Here is a 19,088-nt window from a genome sequence, read left to right as displayed (position 1 = left end):
TCCCCGTGCGTACTCCCGGTCCGCGGTCCGGGCCTCGTTCGCCGCACCGCGACTCGCAGCGTACCTGCCGAGGTGGGGCGGGTGACAGGGCGAAGTGGCGCACAGCGCATCCGGTTCGACTCTCACCGGGTTCTCACCCGACGCGCGGCGCCGTGCTCACAGCGAGTCCACGGCCCGCGCGACACCGGTCGAGGCCCGCTCCAGGTCCTCGGCGGCCTGGTTGATACGGCGCGCGGAGTCGCCGACCTGCCTGCCGAGGCGCTGCGCCTCCACAAAGACCCGGACGGCCAGCACGCCGAGGACGGCGAGACCCAGAAAACCCATCGCTACCGCGAACATCGGCCAGAACATGGCGACGAGCCTAGACGGTCGTCGTCCCTCGGTTCGGCAGGGATGGTGGGGGTGGGTGGCTCGGGCCGGGGGGAGGCGCGGGTGCGTGGGGGCTTGTCGCGCGGTTCCCCGTGCCCCTGACGGCCACCGTGCGGGTGCGTCGTGGCCGGTCGCGCAGTTCCCCGCGCTCCTTCGGGGGCGCTGGGTTCAGGCCGTGGAGTGGAGGCGCAGGGTGCGTACTCCGCCGCCTGTGAGCAGTTCCACGATCCGTTCGCCCGCCGGCTTGCGCACGGCCGAGCCGCACTCGGGGCAGGTGAAGGAGTAGAAGGTCGTACGGCTGCTCGCGCCGATCGCGAGCCGCAGGGCGCTCGCGGCGAGTTCGAACCGGCCCCGGCAGTCCGGGCAGCCCGCCCGGAACATCACGGGCGCCACGCTTCTCATCCCGGCGAAGGCCGCCGCAACCGACATCACACGTACCCCGGACGCCGTCGACTCGCTCACAGCCCCTGCTCCTGCCTGTCGTCCACTCCCTGGGCACCCCGCGGGACCGAAGGCGCCGTCCCGTACACGGCGCCGGCGGCCGCCTCGGCACCGGTCGCGGACGGACCGGCACGGCCCGCGTCCGACACGGCGCCGTACGCCGTCGCGTCCGACCCGCCGTCGTGGGCCGCGCCCGCCCCGCCGTCGTACGCCAGCAGTGCCTCGCGGGCCGCCTGCCGGGCGCTCGCGGCGAGATCGAGCGGTGCCACGATCCGGCCGTCGCGGCCGAGCCGCAGTGCCAGGCGCCGCAGCGACGCCGGGTCGGGGGTGCGCAGAGTAATACGCAGCCCGCCGTCGGGAAGCTCATCCGCGCTGTCGTGCGGGTAGTACTCGGCGACCCAGCGGCCGCCGGGGCCGACCTCGACGACCACCTCCGGGTCCTCGGCCGCGGGCTGCACCAGCGCCTCGGACAGGTCCCGCAGCTCGACCTCCGGCGGGGCGGACGGCTCGTCGAGGATCCTGATCTCGGCGACCCGGTCGAGCCGGAAGGTGCGCCGCGCCTCGGAGCGGCGGCACCAGGCCTCGACATAGGTGTGCCCGACGCTGACCAGGCGGATCGGGTCGATCTCGCGCTCGGTGAGCTCGTCGCGCGCCGGCGAGTAGTAGCGGATCCACAGCCGGCGCCGCTCGGAGATCGCCCGGTCGACGTCGGCGAAGACGCCGCCCTCGGACTCGAAGGTCACCGACAGCCGCGCACTGGCGCCGGCCGCCTCGCCGGCCGCGGTCTCCACCTTGGCGGTGGCCCGCAGCAGGGCCTGGCGGTCGCCCTCGCGCAGGCCCGGCAGCGTCGCCACCGCGCGGGCCGCCACCAGCAGCGCGGTCGCCTCGTCGGCGGCGATGCGCAGCGGCTCGGCCGCCTCCGCCTCCAGCGCGGAGGGGTTGTGCCACCAGATGCGCTCGCCGTCGGTGTCGATGTCGAGGAGGTCGCCGCCGCGGAAGCTGGTGCCGCACATGGGCAGCACGTCGAGGTCGGAGACCAGCTCGTCCTCGGTGATGCCGAAGGCGCGCGCGACGTCCTCGATCCGCGCGCCGGGGCGCTCCCTGAGATAGGTCACCAGGGAGAGCATCCGCCGTGTCTGGTCGATGGCGTTCACGGGCCTGGCCGGTTTGCCTGCCACTGTCTCGTCCGCTCCCCCTCAGCCCTTGGCCACGGCACGCAGCCGGTCCACCACGTCGGCCCGCAGCTCCTCGGGTTCGAGGACCACCACGTCCGGTCCGAACTCCACGAGCCAGGCGTCCAGCCCGTGGCCGTACGGAATCTCCAACTCGTCCCAGCCGTTCCCGAGTTCCCGGACCGAGACGGCCTTCGCCCGAAGGGGGTAACCGGAGCCGGTACGCAGCCGGATGCGGGCGCTGCGGTCCGCGCCCTCGCCCGCCCACCCGGCGACGGTCTCGCGCACGGTGACGACATCGGGGACCGGCGCGGTGAAGCGGGCGCCGCGCGAGCGCACCTTGCCGGTGATCCGGGACAGCCGGAAGACGCGCTCGGCGCCGCGGTCGCGGTCGAAGCCGGCCAGGTACCAGTGGCCGCGCCAGCACTCCAGGGCCCACGGCTCGACATGCCGGGGCTCGGGGTGGGCGGCGGTGGCCTTGCGGTAGTCGAAGACGACCGGGCGCCGGTCGCGGCAGGCCAGCATCAGCGGCTCGAAGGCCGCCTCGTGCACGGGGATGCGCGGTTCGAGCGCGCCGTGCGCCTCGTAGGGGTCGACGTCCTCGGGGAGTCCGGCCGCGCGCAGCTTCTGCAGGGCGCCGCTGGCCGCGCCGGCGAGGCGGGCCTGCTGCCAGACCTTGGCGGCCAGCCCGAGGGCGGCGGCCTCCTCGGCGTCGAGGGTGATCGGCGGGAGCCGGTTGCTGTCGCGGCGGGCGAGATAGCCGACCTCGCCGTCGAGGTTCTCCACGGTCTCGATCACGAGTCCGAGCTCGCGCAGGTCGTCCTTGTCGCGCTCGAACATGCGGTTGAAGGAGTCGTCGCTGCCGGCTCCGCCCCGGCCGGGGCCGAACGCCTCGGTGTACGCCTCGATGGACTCGCGCAGCTCGCGCTTGCTGAGCGGCCGTCGCGTGTGCAGCAGGCACAGCGCCAGGTTCATCAGCCGCTCCGCCTTGGCAATGGCCATCGACGCCTTTCGCCTCTCTCGTCGTGCTCCCGAGCGTCGACCGTACCGCTCCCGGGTGTACTGGCAAAAGCCGAGGGCCCATGCCCGTACAGGCATGGGCCCCAGGTGATCGGGTCCGGTCGGATCGCGCGCCCATGTCGTACGACGATCGGACGGATCGGTCACACCCGAACGGTCCGGTCGGTCAGACCGCGATCAGGTCCACCACGAAGATCAGCGTCTCACCGGGCTGGATCGCCGGGGTCGGGCTCTGGTTGCCGTAGGCGAGGTGGGCCGGGATGGTCAGCCGGCGGCGGCCGCCGACCTTCATGCCCTGCACGCCCTGGTCCCAGCCCTTGATGACCCGGCCGGCGCCGAGCGGGAAGCGGAACGGCGTACCGCGGTTCCAGCTGGCGTCGAACTCCTCGCCGGTACTGAAGGCGACACCGACGTAGTGGACGGTGACGGTCTGACCCGCCTCGGCCACCTCGCCCTCGCCCTCCCAGATGTCCTTGATCTCGAGGTCCTTCGGGGCCTCGCCCTCAGGGAAGTCGATCTCGGGCTTCTCGATGCTCACGTCTTTCAGCTCCTGCTTGTCCGCGGAAAGGCAACAGGAACCAGTCTTACATCCTCCGGCCTCACATCGCCGCCAGGATGTCCACCGAGAACACCAGCGTCGAGTCCTTCTTGATGCCGCTGCCCGACGGCGGGTTGTCGCCGTAGCCCAGCTTGGGCGGGATGACGACGAGGACCCGGCTGCCCACCTTCTTGCCCGTCAGGCCCTGCGCCCAGCCCTTGACGACCTGTGAGAGCGAGAAGGACGCCAGCTGGTTCCTGCTGTACGTCGAGTCGAACTCCTTGCCGCCGTCCCACACGACGCCCTTGTACTGCACCAGGACCGACTGGGAGGACTTGACCACCGGGCCCTTGCCCTCCAGGACGTACTCCGAGACCAGCTTGGTCGGCGCGTCGGTCTTCGGCACGTCGATGGAGGGCGCCTTGCCGTCGGTGTTGGTGCCGACCTTGGGCAGCTTCGCGTCGTTCTGCGGCACGACCGTGCCCTTGGCGGAGCTCTTGGAGTTGAACGTCGCCTCCAGGTCCACCACGAACACCAGCGTGTCGGTGCCCTTGATGCCGGCCTGCGAGTTGCCCTCCTTGCCGTACGCCCAGGTGGGCGGCACCGAGAACTCCACCCGGCTGCCGACCTTCTTGCCCGTCAGCGCGTAGCGCCAGCCGTCGATGATGCTGCCCTGGGCGAGCTGGATCACCAGCGGGATGCCGCGGTCGTAGGAGTTGTCGAACACCTTGGCGGTGGACCAGATCTGGCCCAGGTAGTTCGCCTGGATGAAGTCGTTCTCCACGACGGTCGTGCCGTTGCCCGCGATCACCGTCTTCACCGCGAGCTGGCTCGACGGGTCCCCCGTGCCCTTCGCCACGGTCGGCTTCTCACCGAACTTGGTGCCCGCCGTGATGGCCGGCAGCGGGCCGTCGACGATCTTCGGCGGCGGCGCGGCCGACGTGGCCGAAGCCGACGGCGACGCGCTGTCGCTGGCCTTGCTCGAGGCGGACTTGTCGTCGTCGCCGCACCCGGCGAGCGTGACCAGTCCAGCGGGTACGGCGGCAAGGATGAGTGAGCGTCGGCGCACGGTCGGGCCTCGTAATCGATCGATCTTGTGGATGGCGTGCGCGCAACTCTACGGCGTGACACGGGCGCCGTACGGGAAACGTACGGCGCCCGTGTGGCGCTCCGGTCACTTCCGGAACATTTCGCTCACATTCCTGCGATCAACTTCTCCACCCGGTCGTCGACCGAACGGAACGGGTCCTTGCACAGGACCGTCCGCTGCGCCTGGTCGTTCAGCTTCAGATGCACCCAGTCCACCGTGAAGTCCCGGCGCTGCTCCTGCGCCCTGCGGATGAAATCGCCCCGCAGCCGGGCCCGAGTGGTCTGCGGCGGCACCGACTTGCCCTCGAAGATCTTCAAGTCGTTGCAGATACGCGTCGCTTGACCCTTGCGCTCCAGCAGGTAGTACAGCCCACGACGCCGGTGGATGTCGTGGTACGCGAGGTCTATCTGCGCGACCCGCGGGTGCGACATCGTCATGTTGTGCTTGGCCCGGTACCGTTCGATGAGCTTGTACTTCATCACCCAGTCGATCTCGGTGCCGATCCGGTCCAGGTCCTCCGCCTCGATCGCCTCGAGCGTACGGCCCCACAGCTCCAGGACCTGCTCGACCGTGCCGGTGCGGATACCGCGGCGCTCGACGAAGTCCACGGCCTTCTCGAAGTACTCCCGCTGCACCTCCAGGGCGGAGGCCTCGCGGCCGCTGGCCAGACGCACCTTGCGCCGGCCCGTGATGTCGTGGCTGACCTCGCGGATCGCCCGGATCGGGTTCTCCAGCGTCAGATCCCGCATCACCGTCCCGGCCTCGATCATCCGCAGCACCAGGTCGGTCGCCCCGACCTTCAGCAGCATCGTCGTCTCCGACATGTTCGAGTCGCCGACGATGACATGCAGCCGGCGGTACCGCTCGGCGTCCGCGTGCGGCTCGTCGCGGGTGTTGATGATCGGCCGTGAACGCGTCGTCGCGGACGACACGCCCTCCCAGATGTGCTCCGCCCGCTGACTGACGCAGTACACCGCGCCGCGCGGCGTCTGCAGCACCTTGCCCGCGCCGCACAACAACTGCCGCGTGACCAGGAACGGGATCAGAATGTCCGCGAGCCGCGAGAACTCCCCGTGCCGCGCCACGAGATAGTTCTCGTGGCAGCCGTAGGAGTTGCCCGCCGAATCCGTGTTGTTCTTGAAGAGGTAGACGTCGCCCGCGATTCCTTCCTCGTGCAGGCGTCGCTCCGCGTCCACCAGAAGCCCTTCGAGAATGCGCTCCCCGGCCTTGTCGTGCGTGACCAACTCGGTCACGTTGTCACATTCAGGTGTCGCATATTCCGGGTGCGAACCCACGTCGAGATACAACCGGGCGCCGTTGCGCAGAAAGACATTGCTGCTACGACCCCATGACACGACACGGCGGAAGAGGTAGCGCGCCACCTCGTCAGGCGACAGGCGGCGCTGTCCCCTGAACGTGCACGTGACGCCGTACTCGTTCTCCAGCCCGAAAATTCGGCGGTCCATGAGTGAACATTACGCCCGATCCCCCGAGCTGAAACGGGGTTCGGCCGCACGATTTGGATCATTTTCCGATGAAGCAGCAACGACCGCGCCCGCCACGGGAGCTGCGAGGACCCGCGCGCCCGCCAGCAGCACCAGCAACGACACCACCCCCGCCACCCCCGGCACCGCGAACCCCCACACCGCGCCACCCGCCTCGACCACCGGCCCGGCCAGGCCCGTTCCCACCGACGCGCCCACCGTGAACGTCGTCACGAGCCACGAGAACGCCTCCGTCACCGTCCCCGCCGGCGCCTGCCGGTCCACGATGATGAACGCGCACGCGATCGCCGGCGCCAGGAACACACCCGCCACCGCCGTCAGGAACGTCATCGCCACCGCACCCGGCATCAGCAGCAACGGCAGATAACACACCGCCAGAAGCCCCACCAGCACCCGCAGTCGCCCCTCCGGCGCCCCCGTCCAGCGCCGCACGCCGTACACCGTGCCGCCCACCAGCGCGCCCAGCCCCAGCGCCGCCATCAGCCAGCCGTACACCACGTCCCCGCCGTGCACGTCCGCGTACGACACCGCCGCCACCGTGATGGAACCCAGCGCCATCCCCACGAACAGGAAGGCCGCCAGCAGCACCAGCAGCCCCCGCGAACGCAACGCGCCCAGCCAGTGCGCCTCACGCGGCGCCGAACGCCACGCCCGCGAAGGCCCCGAGACCACCACCGACAGCGCGCCCAGCACCCCCACCACGTTCAGCAGCACCAGCGCCGCGCCCGCCGACCACAGCGACACGCACAGCGTCACCAGCAACGGGCCGACGGTGAACATGACTTCCTGCGCCACGGCGTCCATCGCGTACGCCGTGTGCACCGCCTCCTCCTCCGCACGCAGGATGCCCGGCCACAACGCCCGCAGGCCGCCCTCCAGCGGCGGCGCGAACAGACCCGCGCCGGCGACCGCCGCGTACGCCACCGGCCGCGGGTCCAGGCCGCAGAAGGCGAAGACGGTCATCGCCAGCGCCGCCAGCACCGCCGCGGGCAGCTGCACCCGGGGCTGGCCGTGCAGATCCACCAGGCGGCCGAGGAGCGGCTGCCCCACCGCGTTCGCCACGCCGTAGACCGCCGCCAGCGCGCCCGCCATGCCGTACGTGCCGCCCTCGGCGCGCACGAACAGGACGATCGCGATCGCCGCGGTCGCGTTCGGCAGCCGCCCCACCAGCGTGCCCACCAGCAGCCGGGCGGCATGTCTCGACTTGAGGATCTCCACGTATCCAGCGGCCATCATCCGCCCCTTCACGGGTCCCGGTCGGCGCTGCCGACGACACCCAAGTTTTACGTATAACCCCCTCCGTCATACGTACCATGTCCACCGACCGCCCGTCCAGGGCGAACACCCCGCCGACCGCAGGCCGCACGCGGCCCGCCGACCACCCGCCCCCACGAGAGAGCAGGCCACCGGTGGCACCAGGCAGCACCCGCCCCACCAGCCGCGACGTCGCGCAGGCCGCCGGCGTCTCCCAGGCCGCCGTCTCCCTCGTCCTCGGCGACAAATGGCGCGGCCGCGTCTCCGCGACCACCGCCCAACGCGTCCGCGACGCCGCCCGCGACCTCGGATACCGGCCCAACCTCGCCGCCCGCAACCTCCGCCTCGGCCAGACCCGCACCGTCCTCCTCGTCGTACCCGCCCTCACCAGCGAATTCTTCGCCGGCATCTACACCGGCGCGGCCCGCGTCGCCGCCGACCACGGCTTCGGCGTCGTCCTCTACCTCTCCCCCGACGGCATCGGCCCCGCCCGCGACCCCTTCGCGTCCGCCCAGAGCGCCCTCGCCGGCGTCCTCGCCTCCTCCATGGCCGCCGACGCCCTCACCACCATCCGCGGCGACCAGCTCCCCCTCGTCATGCTCGACAGCGACCCCACAGGCAGCCTCGGCGCCGCCACCGTCAACCTCGACATCACCGACGGCGCCCGCCAGATCACCCGCCACCTCCTCGGCCTCGGCCACCGCCACTTCCTGCACCTCGCCTCCGACGTGCCCTCCTGGACCTTCCACGTCCGCGCCCAGGAGATCGCCCGCCGCATCGGGGCCACCCCCGGCACGACCCTGCGCACCGCCCACACCCCCATCTCCATCACCGGCGCCCGCACCGCCGCCGAGGCCGCCCTCGCCACCCCCGGACCCCGCCCCACCGCCGTCATCTGCGACGACGACCAGCTCGCCGCCGGCGCCTACAAAGCCGTCCGCCGCCTAGGCCTGCGCATCCCCGACGACATCTCCGTCACCGGCTTCGACGACCTCGGCCTCGCCACCGCCGTCGACCCCGAACTCACCACCGTCCGGCTCGACGCCGAACTCTTCGGCGAACGCGGCATGAAAGCCCTCCTCGCCGTCCTGGACGGCCGCACACCCGACGTGGGCGACATCCCCGTCCACCTCGTCACCCGCGGCTCCACGGCGCCCCCGAACACCCCCTGACACGCCTGTGCCCCAGCCGCACCACGGCCGGGGCACACCATCAGGCAATCCGATATTCGGTTGGTCAGGCGTTCCAGCAGTCAGGCGAGAACAGCGGGACGCACGCCACGCCTACTCGTCGTCGGACCCCTCGGACTCCTCCGCATCCGACTTCGACACACCGCCCACACCGCCCTGCTCCAGCAGCCGCGACAACTGCGGACCCACGATGCGCTTGAACTTGCGCTTCTGCGGCCGCGTACGGTCCAGCACCGCGACCTCCAGCCGCTCCGCCGGAATCTCCCGCTGTGTGCCGTTCGACTCCCGCGACAGCGCCTGCACGGCCAGCTTCAGCGCCTCCGCCAGCGTCATCCCGTCCTGATGCCGCTGATCCAGATAGTTGCTGATCAACTCGGCATTGCCGCCGACCGCGACCGAGCCGTGCTCGTCCACGATCGAACCGTCGTGCGGCAGCCGGTAGATCTGGTCCCCGTCCGGCGTGTCACCGACCTCCGCCACGACCAGCTCCACCTCGTACGGCTTCTCAGCCGCCGACGAGAAGATCGTGCCCAGCGTCTGCGCATACACGTTCGCCAGACCACGCGCCGTGACATCGTCCCGGTCATAGGTGTAACCCCGCAGATCGGCATAGCGCACGCCACCGATCCGCAGATTCTCGTACTCGTTGTACTTGCCGGCGGCCGCGAAACCGATCCGGTCATAGATCTCACTGAACTTGTGCAGCGCACGGGACGGGTTCTCGCCGACGAACACGATGCCGTCGGCGAATTGCAGCACGACCAGGCTGCGACCACGGGCGATACCCTTGCGGGCGTACTCCGCCCGGTCGGCCATCGCCTGCTGAGGTGACACATAGAACGGCGTCGACACCGGTTATCCGTCCCTTTCTCTCGAAGTCACACGACCACCTACAAAATCCCGGCCGCCGGCTACAGCAGCGCGGCCCGCGGACCGTCCGGCTGCTCCAGCCGCCGCTCCAGCACCGAGCGGGCGATCGCCGACGACTCGTCGTCGGTGAGCCGGCGGAAGCCGTCCTCCGTGATCACGGTGACGATCGGATAGATCCGGCGCGCGACATCGGGACCACCGGTCGCCGAGTCGTCGTCCGCCGCGTCGTACAGGGCCTGCACCACCAGCGTCGTCGCCTGGTCCTCGGTGAGGTCGTCACGGAACAGCTTCTTCATCGCGCCCCGCGCGAAGATCGAACCCGAACCCGTCGACGCGTAGCCGTGCTCCTCGGAGCGGCCGCCCGTCACGTCGTAGGAGAAGATGCGGCCCTTGCCGCGGTCCAGGTCGTACCCCGCGAACAGCGGGACCACCGCCAGACCCTGCAGGGCCATGCCCAGGTTGGAACGGATCATCGTCGACAGACGGTTCGCCTTGCCCTCCAGCGAGAGCTGCGCACCCTCCACCTTCTCGAAGTGCTCCAGCTCCAGCTGGAACAGCTTCACCATCTCCACGGCCAGGCCCGCCGTGCCGGCGATGCCCACCGCCGAGTACTCGTCCGCGGGGAAGACCTTCTCGATGTCCCGCTGGGCGATCACGTTGCCCATCGTGGCCCGGCGGTCACCGGCGAGCACCACGCCGCCGGGGAACGCGACCGCGACGATCGTCGTGCCGTGCGGCGCCTCGATCACCCCCTGGACCGGGGGCAGCTGCCGCTTGCCGGGCAGCAGCTCGGGCTGGTGATCGGAGAGGAAGTCCATGAACGAGGAGGACCCTGGCGTCAGGAAGGCAGCTGGTAGACGCCCGGTGCTACGAGTGTTGGCTTCCACGCGTTTCCTTCCACATATGCGGCAGCCCGCCTTATGGCGTCGGGCCGATCCTTGAACTGCCCCAGTGCGGCGTTGCAGCTGAAGCACAGTACGCCCCGGACCCTACCCGTCTTGTGGCAGTGATCCACATGTGCAGCCGAAGCTGACAAACATATGCAGCAGACGCCTCCTTGAGAGGCGATCAGCTCGTCACGCTCGGCCTCCGTGAGGCCATAGTTCCGCTTCAGATGCCGCTGCCGCCCCTTCACGGCCTTGCACGCTTTGCACAGCGTGGCCAGACCGTCGGAGGCCGTGCGATTCCGTGTCCACTCACTGTGGGGTTTGATCTCCCCGCACGTGCGGCAGTACTTGTGCCCCGGTGGAACATCCACCCTCGGACGGACATTGCGCCCTTTGCCCACCTGCCGCTGCTGGTGGTACGCGGACGCGCACTCTCGACAGTAGGCCTGCAGACCGTCACGCATTGCCGCGTTTCGCGCGAACGCCACTCGCGGCTTGTGCTCCTTACACCGCGAGCAGCGCTTCACGTCACCTTCGAGTTCCAAGCCAGATTCCCCCGACATCTTCGATTCGAAGGAAAAAGCGGCTTACTGCCCGCCCTTCTGAACGAAGCTTCGAACGAAGTCCTCTGCGTTCTCCTCCAGGACATCGTCAATCTCGTCAAGAACCGAGTCCACGTCGTCGCTCAGCTTCTCGTGGCGTTCCTTGAGGTCGCCCTGGGACTGTTCGTCCTGGGTCTGCTCCTCGACCTCTTCGCTGGTGCGCGTGGCCTTCTGCTGCCCGCCGCCGGTGTCCTTGGTCGCCATAACCCTCACCCCGCTCAGTTCGCCCGACATGGTCGACAGGTCGGCTTTCCTGCCGATCGGTGATGATCAGACCCTACAAGCCCGGTCTGACATCGGCCCTGTGGTTTCTTCAACGCACGAGGACCATCTCGATGATTCCCTGGCGGCAGGGTTTCCACCCTGTCGGCCAGGTCCGCCCCGGGTGCCCGCTCAGCCGCCGGACAACACCCTGACCAGGTCTTCCGCGGTGCGACACCGGTCCAGCAGCTCCTTGACATGATTTCGCGTTCCGCGAAGCGGTTCGAGGGTTGGGACGCGCTGGAGGGAGTCCCGCCCCGGGAGGTCGAAGATCACGGAGTCCCAGGAGGCGGCGGCGACGTCGTCGGCGTACTGCTCCAGGCAGCGCCCGCGGAAGTAGGCGCGGGTGTCCTCCGGCGGGGCCGTACGGGCCCGCTCGACCTCGTCCTCGGTCAGCAGCCGCTTCATGCGTCCGCGGGCCGCGAGGCGGTTGTAGAGGCCCTTCTCGGACCGTACGTCGGCGTACTGGAGGTCGAGGAGGTGCAGCTTGGCGGCGTCCCAGTCGAGGCCGTCGCGGCGGCGGTAGCCCTCCATGAGCTCGCGCTTGGCGACCCAGTCCAGCTCGCCGGCGAGGCTCATGGGGTCGTTCTCGAGCCGGTTGAGGGTGTCCTCCCAGCGGCTGAGGACGTCCACGGTCTGGTCGTCGGCGTCGGCCCCATAGCGCTCCTCGACGTACTTGCGGGACAGCTCGTAGTACTCCATCTGGAGCTGTACGGCGGTGAGGGTGCGCCCGCTGCGGAGGGTGACCAGCCGCTTCAGCGTGGGGTCGTGGGAGACCTGGTGGAGGGTGCGGACGGGCTGGTCCACGGCCAGGTCGACGGCGATGAAGCCGTCCTCGATCATGGAGAGCACGAGTGCGGTGGTGCCGAGCTTGAGGTAGGTGGAGATCTCGGAGAGGTTGGCGTCCCCGATGATCACGTGCAGGCGGCGGTACTTCTCCGCGTCGGCGTGGGGTTCGTCGCGGGTGTTGATGATGGGCCGCTTGAGGGTGGTCTCCAGGCCGACCTCGACCTCGAAGTAGTCGGCGCGCTGGCTGAGCTGGAAGCCGTGCTCGTGGCCGTCCTGGCCGATGCCGACGCGTCCGGCGCCGGTGACGACCTGGCGGGAGACGAAGAAGGGCGTGAGGTGGCGCACGATGTCCGAGAAGGCGGTCTCCCGCTTCATCAGGTAGTTCTCGTGCGTGCCGTAGGAGGCGCCCTTGTTGTCGGTGTTGTTCTTGTAGAGGTGGATGGGCTGGGCGCCGGGGAGCTGGGCGGCTCGTTCGGCGGCCTCGGCCATGATCCGCTCGCCGGCCTTGTCCCAGAGGACGGCGTCGCGGGGGTTGGTGACCTCGGGTGCGCTGTATTCGGGGTGGGCGTGGTCGACGTACAGGCGCGCGCCGTTGGTGAGGATGACGTTGGCGAGGCCGATGTCCTCGTCGGTGAGCTGGCTGGAGTCGGCGGCCTCGCGGGCGAGGTCGAAGCCTCGCGCGTCGCGCAGCGGGTTCTCCTCCTCGAAGTCCCAGCGGGCTCGGCGGGCCCGGTGCATCGCCGCCGCGTAGGCGTTGACGATCTGGGACGAGGTGAGCATGGCATTGGCATTGGGGTGGCCGGGGACGGAGATGCCGTACTCCGTCTCGATGCCCATTACTCGCCGTACGGTCATGCGGCCCTCCTTGCCCGGCGGCACCCTCGGTCGTGGGGGCCGCTCAAGTACCGCTGGCGCTCCGGTGCGTGTGCGGTGCCCGTCCCCGCACTGCGCGACTCGGCGGTACCGAAGAGCCTAGAACGCCTTTGCGCTGGTGGGGAGATCATTTGCGTCATTGCCTTGCTCAGGCCGTGGTCTGAAAAACAGTCGGCTGCGGGTACCCGGTGAGGGCACCCGCAGCCGCCCTGTTTTTTACAGGTACTGACCGGTGTTCGCCACCGTGTCGATGGAGCGTCCCGTGTCCGCGCCCTGCTTTCCGGTGATCAGGGTGCGGATGTAGACGATCCGCTCGCCCTTCTTTCCGGAGATGCGGGCCCAGTCGTCGGGGTTGGTGGTGTTCGGAAGGTCCTCGTTCTCCTTGAACTCGTCCACGCAGGCCTGGAGCAGGTGGGAGACGCGGAGGCCCTTCTGCCGGCTGTCGAGGAAGTCCTTGATCGCCATTTTCTTGGCGCGGCCGACGATGTTCTCGATCATCGCGCCGGAGTTGAAGTCCTTGAAGTAGAGGACTTCCTTGTCGCCGTTGGCGTAGGTGACTTCCAGGAAGCGGTTCTCCTCCGATTCGGCGTACATGTGCTCGACCGCGGTCTGGATCATGCTCTGGACCGTGACGCTCTTGTCGTCCCCGTGTTCGCCGAGGTCGTCGGCGTGCAGCGGGAGGCGCTCGGTGAGGTACTTGCCGAAGATGTCCTTGGCGGCCTCGGCGTCGGGGCGCTCGATCTTGATCTTCACGTCGAGTCGGCCGGGGCGCAGGATCGCCGGGTCGATCATGTCCTCGCGGTTGGAGGCGCCGATGACCACGACGTTCTGCAGGCCCTCCACACCGTCGATCTCGGCGAGCAGCTGGGGGACGATCGTGTTCTCGACGTCCGAGCTGACTCCGGAGCCTCGGGTGCGGAAGAGGGATTCCATCTCGTCGAAGAAGACGATGACGGGGGTGCCCTCGCTGGCCTTCTCGCGGGCTCGCTGGAAGACCAGGCGGATCTGGCGCTCGGTCTCGCCCACGTACTTGTTGAGGAGTTCGGGGCCCTTGATGTTGAGGAAGAAGCTCTTGCCGGCGGCCTGGCCGGTGACCTCGGCGACCTTCTTGGCCAGCGAGTTGGCGACGGCCTTGGCGATGAGCGTCTTGCCGCATCCGGGGGGCCCGTAGAGCAGGACGCCCTTGGGCGGGCGCAGTTCGTGCTCCTTGAACAGGTCCGGGTAGAGGTACGGCAGCTCGACCGCGTCGCGGATGGCCTCGATCTGGCCGCCGAGTCCGCCGATCTGCTCGTAGCCGATGTCGGGGACCTCTTCGAGGACGAGTTCCTCGACCTCGCTCTTGGGGACGATCTCGTAGACGTACCCGGAGCGGGGTTCGAGGAGCAGGGCGTCGCCGGGCCGGATCGTGACGTCCAGCAAGGGCTCGGCGAGCCGTACCACTCGTTCCTCGTCGGTGTGCCCGAGCACCAGGGCGCGTTCGCCGTCCTCGAGGATCTCCTTGAGGGTGACGATGTCGCCGACGCGCTCGAACTCCATGGCCTCGACCACGTTGAGCGCCTCGTTGAGCATGACTTCCTGGCCGCGCCTGAGGTCGTCGAGGTCGACGCTGGGGCTGACGTTCACCCGCAGCTTGCGGCCGCCGGTGAAGATGTCGGCGGTGCCGTCCTCGTTGGCCTGCAGGAAGACGCCGAAGCCGGCGGGCGGCTGGGCGAGCCGGTCGACCTCTTCCTTGAGGGCCACGATCTGGTCGCGGGCCTCTCGGAGGGTGTTCGCGAGTCGCTCGTTCTGGGCGGACACGCCGGCCAGGTTGGTCTGCAGCTCGACGATCCGCTCTTCGAGAATCCTCGTGTGTCGCGGAGAGTCGGCGAGCTTGCGTCGCAGGACGGCGATCTCCTGCTCAAGGTAGGCAATCTGCCCGGCGGGGTCGTCGGACCCTCGTCCCGGGCGGATGCCGCGGTTCATGTCGTCGTCGTGGGCTGCCACGGTCCTCACCTCCTCCAAGGGGAGCTGGACGCTTCCAGACCCTACCTGGGTGGGTGTCGATTGAAACCCCTAGATCACAAAGACTGTCAAGGTGTGTCGTCGGTCACCCCTGCGCTCTCCCTCGTGCCGTGTCGATACCCACTCAACGTGATTCAGAAGCCGCCTGTTCCAAGGACCGAGTGGTCAAAATCCTTCAAGGGCGGAGGGAGTTGTTCTGCCGCGGGGTGGTCGGGGGCTCGTGGCGGCGGGTTGCGGGGCAGGTGGGCGGCGTGCGGGTTCGTCACCCCGCGCGTGCCCCGGCGCACGCTCCGCGCAGGGCAGCGCGGAGGGCGCGGTCACGCAGAGCGACGACGTGGCGGGATCCGGTCACCTCGGGGGTGACTCGAAGATGATCGCGGTGGGTAGGGAGAAGGCCCCGGGAACGCCGCGTGGAGGGGCGGGGGACGGCCGTGCGGGCGGGCGGGGACCGCCGTGCGGGCGGGCCGGGGGCCGCCGCGCGGGGCGTGGGGAACGCCGTCGGGGTCCGTTGATCGGCGGAAGGTAGGGTCGAGGCTTCAGCATCGGTGGAGGACGGCAGGAGACATGACCGCACAGCAGGAGGCCGGCGTCGGCGGTGAGGCGCTCGAGGTGTGGATCGACCAGGACCTGTGTACCGGGGACGGTATCTGCGCCCAGTACGCGCCGGAGGTCTTCGAGCTGGACATCGACGGCCTGGCCTATGTGAAGAGCGCGCAGGACGAGCTGCTCCAGGAGCCGGGCGCGACGACGGCGGTGCCGCTGCCGCTGCTCACGGACGTCGTGGACTCGGCGCGGGAGTGTCCGGGCGAATGCATTCATGTACGGCGGGTCGCGGACGGTGTCGAGGTGTACGGGCCCGGCGCGCAGGAGTGAGGCGCTCGGGGGCCTGAGCGGGCCCCGCCCGCGCGCCCCTGGCCCGGCCCTCAGCCGCCCCTGATCCTGGCCGTGAGCCGCCCCTCACCTGGCGCTGGGCGCCCCGGGCCTGTCCCTGAGCGAGGTACGGCCGCTCGTCGGCCCCGCCTCGCGGAGGCGGGCCGGCGAGGGCGTGACCGGACAGGTCCGGGCGCGGGCGGTCGTGGTCCCGGTGGCCGGATCAGACCGTCTGGGCGTCGCCCGGGGCGGAGCGGACGAACGCGCCGCCCTTCCACTGCCACGCGGCGGTCTTCTTCACGTCGGGGCAGCAGCTGGGCACGTCGTCGGTGGAGTAGCCGAGGAGCGTGGCCGTGACGACTCCGGCGCGGACGGCGAAGTCGGTGACGGTCTGCCGGTCCTTGGGGTCGACGAGGGTGGCGACGACGCGGGGCTTCTTCGCGTTCGCGCCCTGGGTGAGCACGTAGACGCCGTCGGGCGGGGTGCCCATGGGGGCGTCGCAGTGCACGACGGCGACCGTCTCGGGGCGGCCGTCGCCGTCGAGGTCGCCGCTCGCCTTCTTCACGACGAGCGCCTTCACGGGTCCGCAGTTCAGCGGGTAGTGCACGCCGGTGGTGGACGGGGCGGGCGCGGTGGGCGCGGCGGTGGGTTCGGCTCCGGCGTTCGTCGGCGCGGCGGTGGCCGAGCCGGGTTGCAGGATGGAGGAGAAGGCCACGACGCCGGCCACGGCGGTTGCGGTCGCGACCCAGTGGATGGGCCGGGTGTGCGTGTGTGCGAGTTCCGGGACGACGGATTGCTGCACGAGGGGTGTCTCCTGCGAGGGCGGTGCCGGTGGGACCGGGGCGGGGCCTGGTGGGGGCCTGGGCCTGGTGGGGTGGCCAGCATCGTGCCACACGTCACAGGGCTGGGGAACGGCGGGGTGGGTACCGGTTCCGGTTCGCTTCGGGCCGGCCGCGGCGGGGTCCGGTGCGGGGCTGTGTCCACTCAACGCGAGGGCGCCGTGGTGGAGTTCCGGTTGTGTCCCGGGAACTCCACCACGGCGCTACGTGGTTGTCGTGGGTGCGGCCGGCCGGCTCAGGGGCCGGGGTCGGTGTCGGCCGTGGGCCGGCTCAGCGGCCCGCGCCTCCGTCGGCGTTGGGGCCGGCGTAGTCCTCGCCGTAGGCGCCCTTGGCGGGGCGGCGGCGGCGCATGGGCGGCTCGACGCCGTCGGCGAGGCGGCGGGCGGTGAGCAGGAAGCCGGTGTGCCCGATCATGCGGTGGTCGGGGCGGACGGCGAGGCCCTCGATGTGCCAGTTGCGGATCATCGACTCCCAGGCGGTCGGCTCGTTGAAGGAGCCGACCTCGCGGATGGACTCCACGGTCCGGGCGAGCTGGGTGGTGGTGGCGACGTAGCAGCAGAGGATGCCGCCGGGGACGAGCGCCTTGGAGACGGCCTCGAGGCATTCCCAGGGGGCGAGCATGTCGAGGATGACGCGGTCGACGTCGGTGTCGCTGAGGTTGTCCTGGAGGTCGCCGACGGTGAGCTGCCAGGCCGGGTGGGGGCCGCCGAAGTAGCGCTCGACGTTCTGCTTCGCGATCTCGGCGAAGTCCTCACGGCGCTCGTAGGAGTGCAGCATCCCCTGGTCGCCGATGGCGCGCAGCAGGAAGCTGCTCAGCGAGCCGGAGCCGACCCCCGCTTCCACGACGCGGGCGCCGGAGAAGATGTCGGCGAAGGCCAGGATCTGCCCCGCGTCCTTGGGGTAGACCACGGCGGCGCCGCGGGGCATGGACAGGACGTAGTCGGGGAGCAGGGGGCGCAGCGCGAGGTAGGCGACGTTTCCCGTGGTGCGGACAACGCTGCCCTCGGGAGCGCCGATCAGCTCGTCGTGGGGGAAGGAACCCTTGTGGGTGTGGAAGTTCTTCCCGGCCTCGAGCGTGAACGTGTAGTGGCGGCCCTTGGGGTCGGTCAGCTGTACCTGGTCCCCGACCTTGAAGGGCCCGCGCCTGCGGGCGGCACCGGTCGGTTCGGACATGTGAACAGCCTACCGGGTCCCTGCGGGGGGCTTGGACCATCAGCGGCCGGGAGGGGGCTGCGGTGGGTGCACGGCGCGGGTCGTCCGTGGTGGGTCGCGCGGTTCCCCGCGCCCCTTTTCGGGACGCGGGGGTGTCGGGCGGGTCAGGCGGGTCGTGCCATCGCCTTGACGAAGGCGCGCTCGACGTCGGCGGCGGAGAGGACGCCGTAGATCTCCCCGGTGTCCTCCACGACGAGGTATTCGGTGGCGGGGGTGGCGCGGAGGGTTTCCAGGAGGTCCTCGCCGGCGAGTTCGGCGGAGACGCGCATGCCGTCGGTGAGGTCCTGGGCGAGGCCGCCGACGGGGACCCAGGGGCGGCGGTGCTCGGGTACGCCGACGATGGCGGCCTCGCGGACGAGGGAGAGCGGGGCGCCGTCGGCGTCGACGACGACGAGGGCGCGGGCTCCGGCGGCGTTGGCGCGGCGCAGGGCCTCGGAGAGCGGGGTGTCGGTCTGGACCGGGACGGCGCGCCGGGTGAGGGTGCGGGCGCGGAGGTCGGGGAGGTGTTCGCGGAGCCGGGCGACGCGCAGGCTGTTGCCGGCGCCGGTCCAGATGATGGCGGCGAGGATGGCGGCCAGCAGGGCGTCGGTGACGGTGTCCATGCCGACGTTGTCCTCGGCGGTGGAGCCGAGGGCGCCGGACTGGGTGAGCAGCGGGAGTCCGATGAGGACGGTGACGGCGAGGGCGCGGCCGACCCAGGCGGCGGCGACGGTGCCGCTCATGGGGCGGCCGGTGAGCTTCCAGACGACGGCGCGGAGCATGCGGCCGCCGTCGAGGGGCAGTCCGGGCAGCAGGTTGAAGACGGCGACGATCAGGTTGGAGATCATCAGGCCGGCCAGCAGGACGCCGGGGACGGTGCCGGGTTCGACGGGCTGGAGGGCGACGTAGAAGATCCCGGCGAGGATCAGGGAGAGCAGGGGGCCGACGAAGGCGAGGACGAATTCGCGGCCGGGGGTCTCGGCGTCCTTCTCGATCTCGGAGACGCCGCCGAAGAACTGGAGCTGGATGCGGCGGACGGGGAGTTTGAAGCGGAGGGCGGCCACGGTGTGGGCGAGTTCGTGGACGAGGACGGAGGCGTAGAAGGCGATCGCGAAGAAGAGCGAGACGAGGTAGCGGGCGGCGCCGAGTTCGGGCAGGACGCGGTCGAGCTGGCCGCCGAAGACCCAGGTGATGAGGGCGGCGACGAGGAACCAGCTGGGGGCGACGTAGACGGGGACGCCGAAGGGGCGGCCCATGAGGATGCCGCCGCCGGGCTCGCGGGGCCGTGGGGGCGGGCTGTTCTTGGCGGTCGCGGCGGGGTGGGGG

Annotated in this window: 19 protein-coding genes; 2 read left to right on the top strand and 17 right to left on the bottom strand. The window is 70.3% G+C overall.

What is annotated here, in order from left to right; genetic code table 11:
* Nucleotides 1-156 precede the first annotated feature (156 nt).
* The 8 genes from WN71_RS28455 to WN71_RS28420 form a co-directional block, all read right to left on the bottom strand.
* The gene (locus tag WN71_RS28455; RefSeq protein ID WP_046586283.1) at nucleotides 157-351 is read right to left on the bottom strand and encodes a hypothetical protein; all 195 of its coding nucleotides are present in this window, start codon (nucleotides 349-351) and stop codon (nucleotides 157-159) included.
* A 186-nt stretch (nucleotides 352-537) separates the two neighbouring features.
* Nucleotides 538-831 (bottom strand): hypothetical protein, encoded by a 294-nt coding sequence (locus WN71_RS28450; RefSeq protein ID WP_046586282.1) that lies wholly within the window; start codon nucleotides 829-831, stop codon nucleotides 538-540.
* Nucleotides 828-1,988: a helix-turn-helix transcriptional regulator gene (locus WN71_RS28445; protein ID WP_052743060.1), complete on the bottom strand. Its 1,161-nt coding sequence runs from the start codon at nucleotides 1,986-1,988 to the stop codon at nucleotides 828-830. The genes WN71_RS28450 and WN71_RS28445 overlap by 4 nt, the downstream gene beginning before the upstream one ends.
* 18 nt (nucleotides 1,989-2,006) lie before the next feature.
* Nucleotides 2,007-2,984: a helix-turn-helix transcriptional regulator gene (locus WN71_RS28440; protein ID WP_046586277.1), complete on the bottom strand. Its 978-nt coding sequence runs from the start codon at nucleotides 2,982-2,984 to the stop codon at nucleotides 2,007-2,009.
* 184 nt (nucleotides 2,985-3,168) lie between these two features.
* Complete coding sequence (locus tag WN71_RS28435; protein WP_046586275.1) at nucleotides 3,169-3,540, bottom strand: FKBP-type peptidyl-prolyl cis-trans isomerase; 372 nt, start codon at nucleotides 3,538-3,540, stop codon at nucleotides 3,169-3,171.
* Nucleotides 3,541-3,601: 61 nt separating this feature from the next.
* The gene (locus WN71_RS28430; protein WP_046586273.1) at nucleotides 3,602-4,609 is read right to left on the bottom strand and encodes an FKBP-type peptidyl-prolyl cis-trans isomerase; all 1,008 of its coding nucleotides are present in this window, start codon (nucleotides 4,607-4,609) and stop codon (nucleotides 3,602-3,604) included.
* A 125-nt stretch (nucleotides 4,610-4,734) separates the two neighbouring features.
* The gene (gene pafA, locus WN71_RS28425; RefSeq protein WP_046586272.1) at nucleotides 4,735-6,096 is read right to left on the bottom strand and encodes a Pup--protein ligase; all 1,362 of its coding nucleotides are present in this window, start codon (nucleotides 6,094-6,096) and stop codon (nucleotides 4,735-4,737) included.
* 9 nt (nucleotides 6,097-6,105) lie between these two features.
* Entirely contained in the window at nucleotides 6,106-7,368 is a 1,263-nt protein-coding gene (locus tag WN71_RS28420; protein ID WP_046586335.1) for an MFS transporter, read from the bottom strand.
* Between the two features lie 176 nt (nucleotides 7,369-7,544).
* Here WN71_RS28420 and WN71_RS28415 point away from each other — a divergent pair, with 176 nt between their 5' ends.
* The gene (locus WN71_RS28415; RefSeq protein WP_046586271.1) at nucleotides 7,545-8,561 is read left to right on the top strand and encodes a LacI family DNA-binding transcriptional regulator; all 1,017 of its coding nucleotides are present in this window, start codon (nucleotides 7,545-7,547) and stop codon (nucleotides 8,559-8,561) included.
* Between the two features lie 111 nt (nucleotides 8,562-8,672).
* Here WN71_RS28415 and prcA read toward each other — a convergent pair whose 3' ends face one another.
* The 6 genes from prcA to arc form a co-directional block, all read right to left on the bottom strand.
* Nucleotides 8,673-9,431 carry a proteasome subunit alpha gene (gene prcA, locus WN71_RS28410; protein ID WP_046586270.1) on the bottom strand — a complete coding sequence of 253 codons (759 nt, stop codon included), beginning with the start codon at nucleotides 9,429-9,431 and terminating at the stop codon, nucleotides 8,673-8,675.
* A 59-nt stretch (nucleotides 9,432-9,490) separates the two neighbouring features.
* Complete coding sequence (gene prcB / locus WN71_RS28405) at nucleotides 9,491-10,336, bottom strand: proteasome subunit beta (RefSeq protein WP_046586265.1); 846 nt, start codon at nucleotides 10,334-10,336, stop codon at nucleotides 9,491-9,493.
* On the bottom strand, nucleotides 10,288-10,899 hold the full coding sequence (locus WN71_RS40240) for an endonuclease VII domain-containing protein (protein WP_046586263.1): 612 nt from the start codon (nucleotides 10,897-10,899) through the stop codon (nucleotides 10,288-10,290). Before WN71_RS40240 ends, prcB begins: the two co-directional genes overlap by 49 nt.
* 24 nt (nucleotides 10,900-10,923) lie before the next feature.
* Nucleotides 10,924-11,142, bottom strand: coding sequence for a ubiquitin-like protein Pup (locus tag WN71_RS28400; protein WP_046586333.1), 219 nt, complete (start codon nucleotides 11,140-11,142; stop codon nucleotides 10,924-10,926).
* Between the two features lie 189 nt (nucleotides 11,143-11,331).
* On the bottom strand, nucleotides 11,332-12,843 hold the full coding sequence (dop, locus tag WN71_RS28395; protein ID WP_338058705.1) for a depupylase/deamidase Dop: 1,512 nt from the start codon (nucleotides 12,841-12,843) through the stop codon (nucleotides 11,332-11,334).
* Between the two features lie 234 nt (nucleotides 12,844-13,077).
* Nucleotides 13,078-14,844: a proteasome ATPase gene (gene arc, locus WN71_RS28390; RefSeq protein WP_046586261.1), complete on the bottom strand. Its 1,767-nt coding sequence runs from the start codon at nucleotides 14,842-14,844 to the stop codon at nucleotides 13,078-13,080.
* A 582-nt stretch (nucleotides 14,845-15,426) separates the two neighbouring features.
* Between arc and WN71_RS28385 the strand changes: the two genes are divergently transcribed.
* Nucleotides 15,427-15,735 carry a ferredoxin gene (locus WN71_RS28385; RefSeq protein ID WP_046586260.1) on the top strand — a complete coding sequence of 103 codons (309 nt, stop codon included), beginning with the start codon at nucleotides 15,427-15,429 and terminating at the stop codon, nucleotides 15,733-15,735.
* A gap of 220 nt (nucleotides 15,736-15,955) precedes the next feature.
* On the opposite strand, the gene WN71_RS28380 is transcribed toward WN71_RS28385, so the two are convergent.
* The 3 genes from WN71_RS28380 to WN71_RS28370 form a co-directional block, all read right to left on the bottom strand.
* The gene (locus WN71_RS28380; protein WP_046586256.1) at nucleotides 15,956-16,534 is read right to left on the bottom strand and encodes a hypothetical protein; all 579 of its coding nucleotides are present in this window, start codon (nucleotides 16,532-16,534) and stop codon (nucleotides 15,956-15,958) included.
* 307 nt (nucleotides 16,535-16,841) lie between these two features.
* Nucleotides 16,842-17,744 (bottom strand): tRNA (adenine-N1)-methyltransferase, encoded by a 903-nt coding sequence (locus WN71_RS28375; protein WP_046586255.1) that lies wholly within the window; start codon nucleotides 17,742-17,744, stop codon nucleotides 16,842-16,844.
* A 143-nt stretch (nucleotides 17,745-17,887) separates the two neighbouring features.
* A partial coding sequence (locus tag WN71_RS28370; RefSeq protein ID WP_240529796.1) for a site-2 protease family protein occupies nucleotides 17,888-19,088 on the bottom strand: 1,201 nt, incomplete at its 5' end.

This window comes from Streptomyces mangrovisoli, from assembly GCF_000974985.2.
GTDB classification, from domain to species: Bacteria; Actinomycetota; Actinomycetes; order Streptomycetales; family Streptomycetaceae; genus Streptomyces; species Streptomyces mangrovisoli.
This window is presented reverse-complemented; position numbering and strand designations above follow the sequence as displayed.

Coding starts and splice junctions, on each gene's coding strand:
- WN71_RS28455 (WP_046586283.1), bottom strand. CDS start 351: ATGTTCTGGCCGATGTTCGCGGTAGCGATGGGTTTTCTGGGTCTCGCC.
- WN71_RS28440 (WP_046586277.1), bottom strand. CDS start 2,984: ATGGCCATTGCCAAGGCGGAGCGGCTGATGAACCTGGCGCTGTGCCTG.
- pafA (WP_046586272.1), bottom strand. CDS start 6,096: ATGGACCGCCGAATTTTCGGGCTGGAGAACGAGTACGGCGTCACGTGC.
- WN71_RS28420 (WP_046586335.1), bottom strand. CDS start 7,368: ATGGCCGCTGGATACGTGGAGATCCTCAAGTCGAGACATGCCGCCCGG.
- WN71_RS40240 (WP_046586263.1), bottom strand. CDS start 10,899: ATGTCGGGGGAATCTGGCTTGGAACTCGAAGGTGACGTGAAGCGCTGC.
- WN71_RS28400 (WP_046586333.1), bottom strand. CDS start 11,142: ATGGCGACCAAGGACACCGGCGGCGGGCAGCAGAAGGCCACGCGCACC.
- dop (WP_338058705.1), bottom strand. CDS start 12,843: ATGACCGTACGGCGAGTAATGGGCATCGAGACGGAGTACGGCATCTCC.
- WN71_RS28385 (WP_046586260.1), top strand. CDS start 15,427: ATGACCGCACAGCAGGAGGCCGGCGTCGGCGGTGAGGCGCTCGAGGTG.
- WN71_RS28375 (WP_046586255.1), bottom strand. CDS start 17,744: ATGTCCGAACCGACCGGTGCCGCCCGCAGGCGCGGGCCCTTCAAGGTC.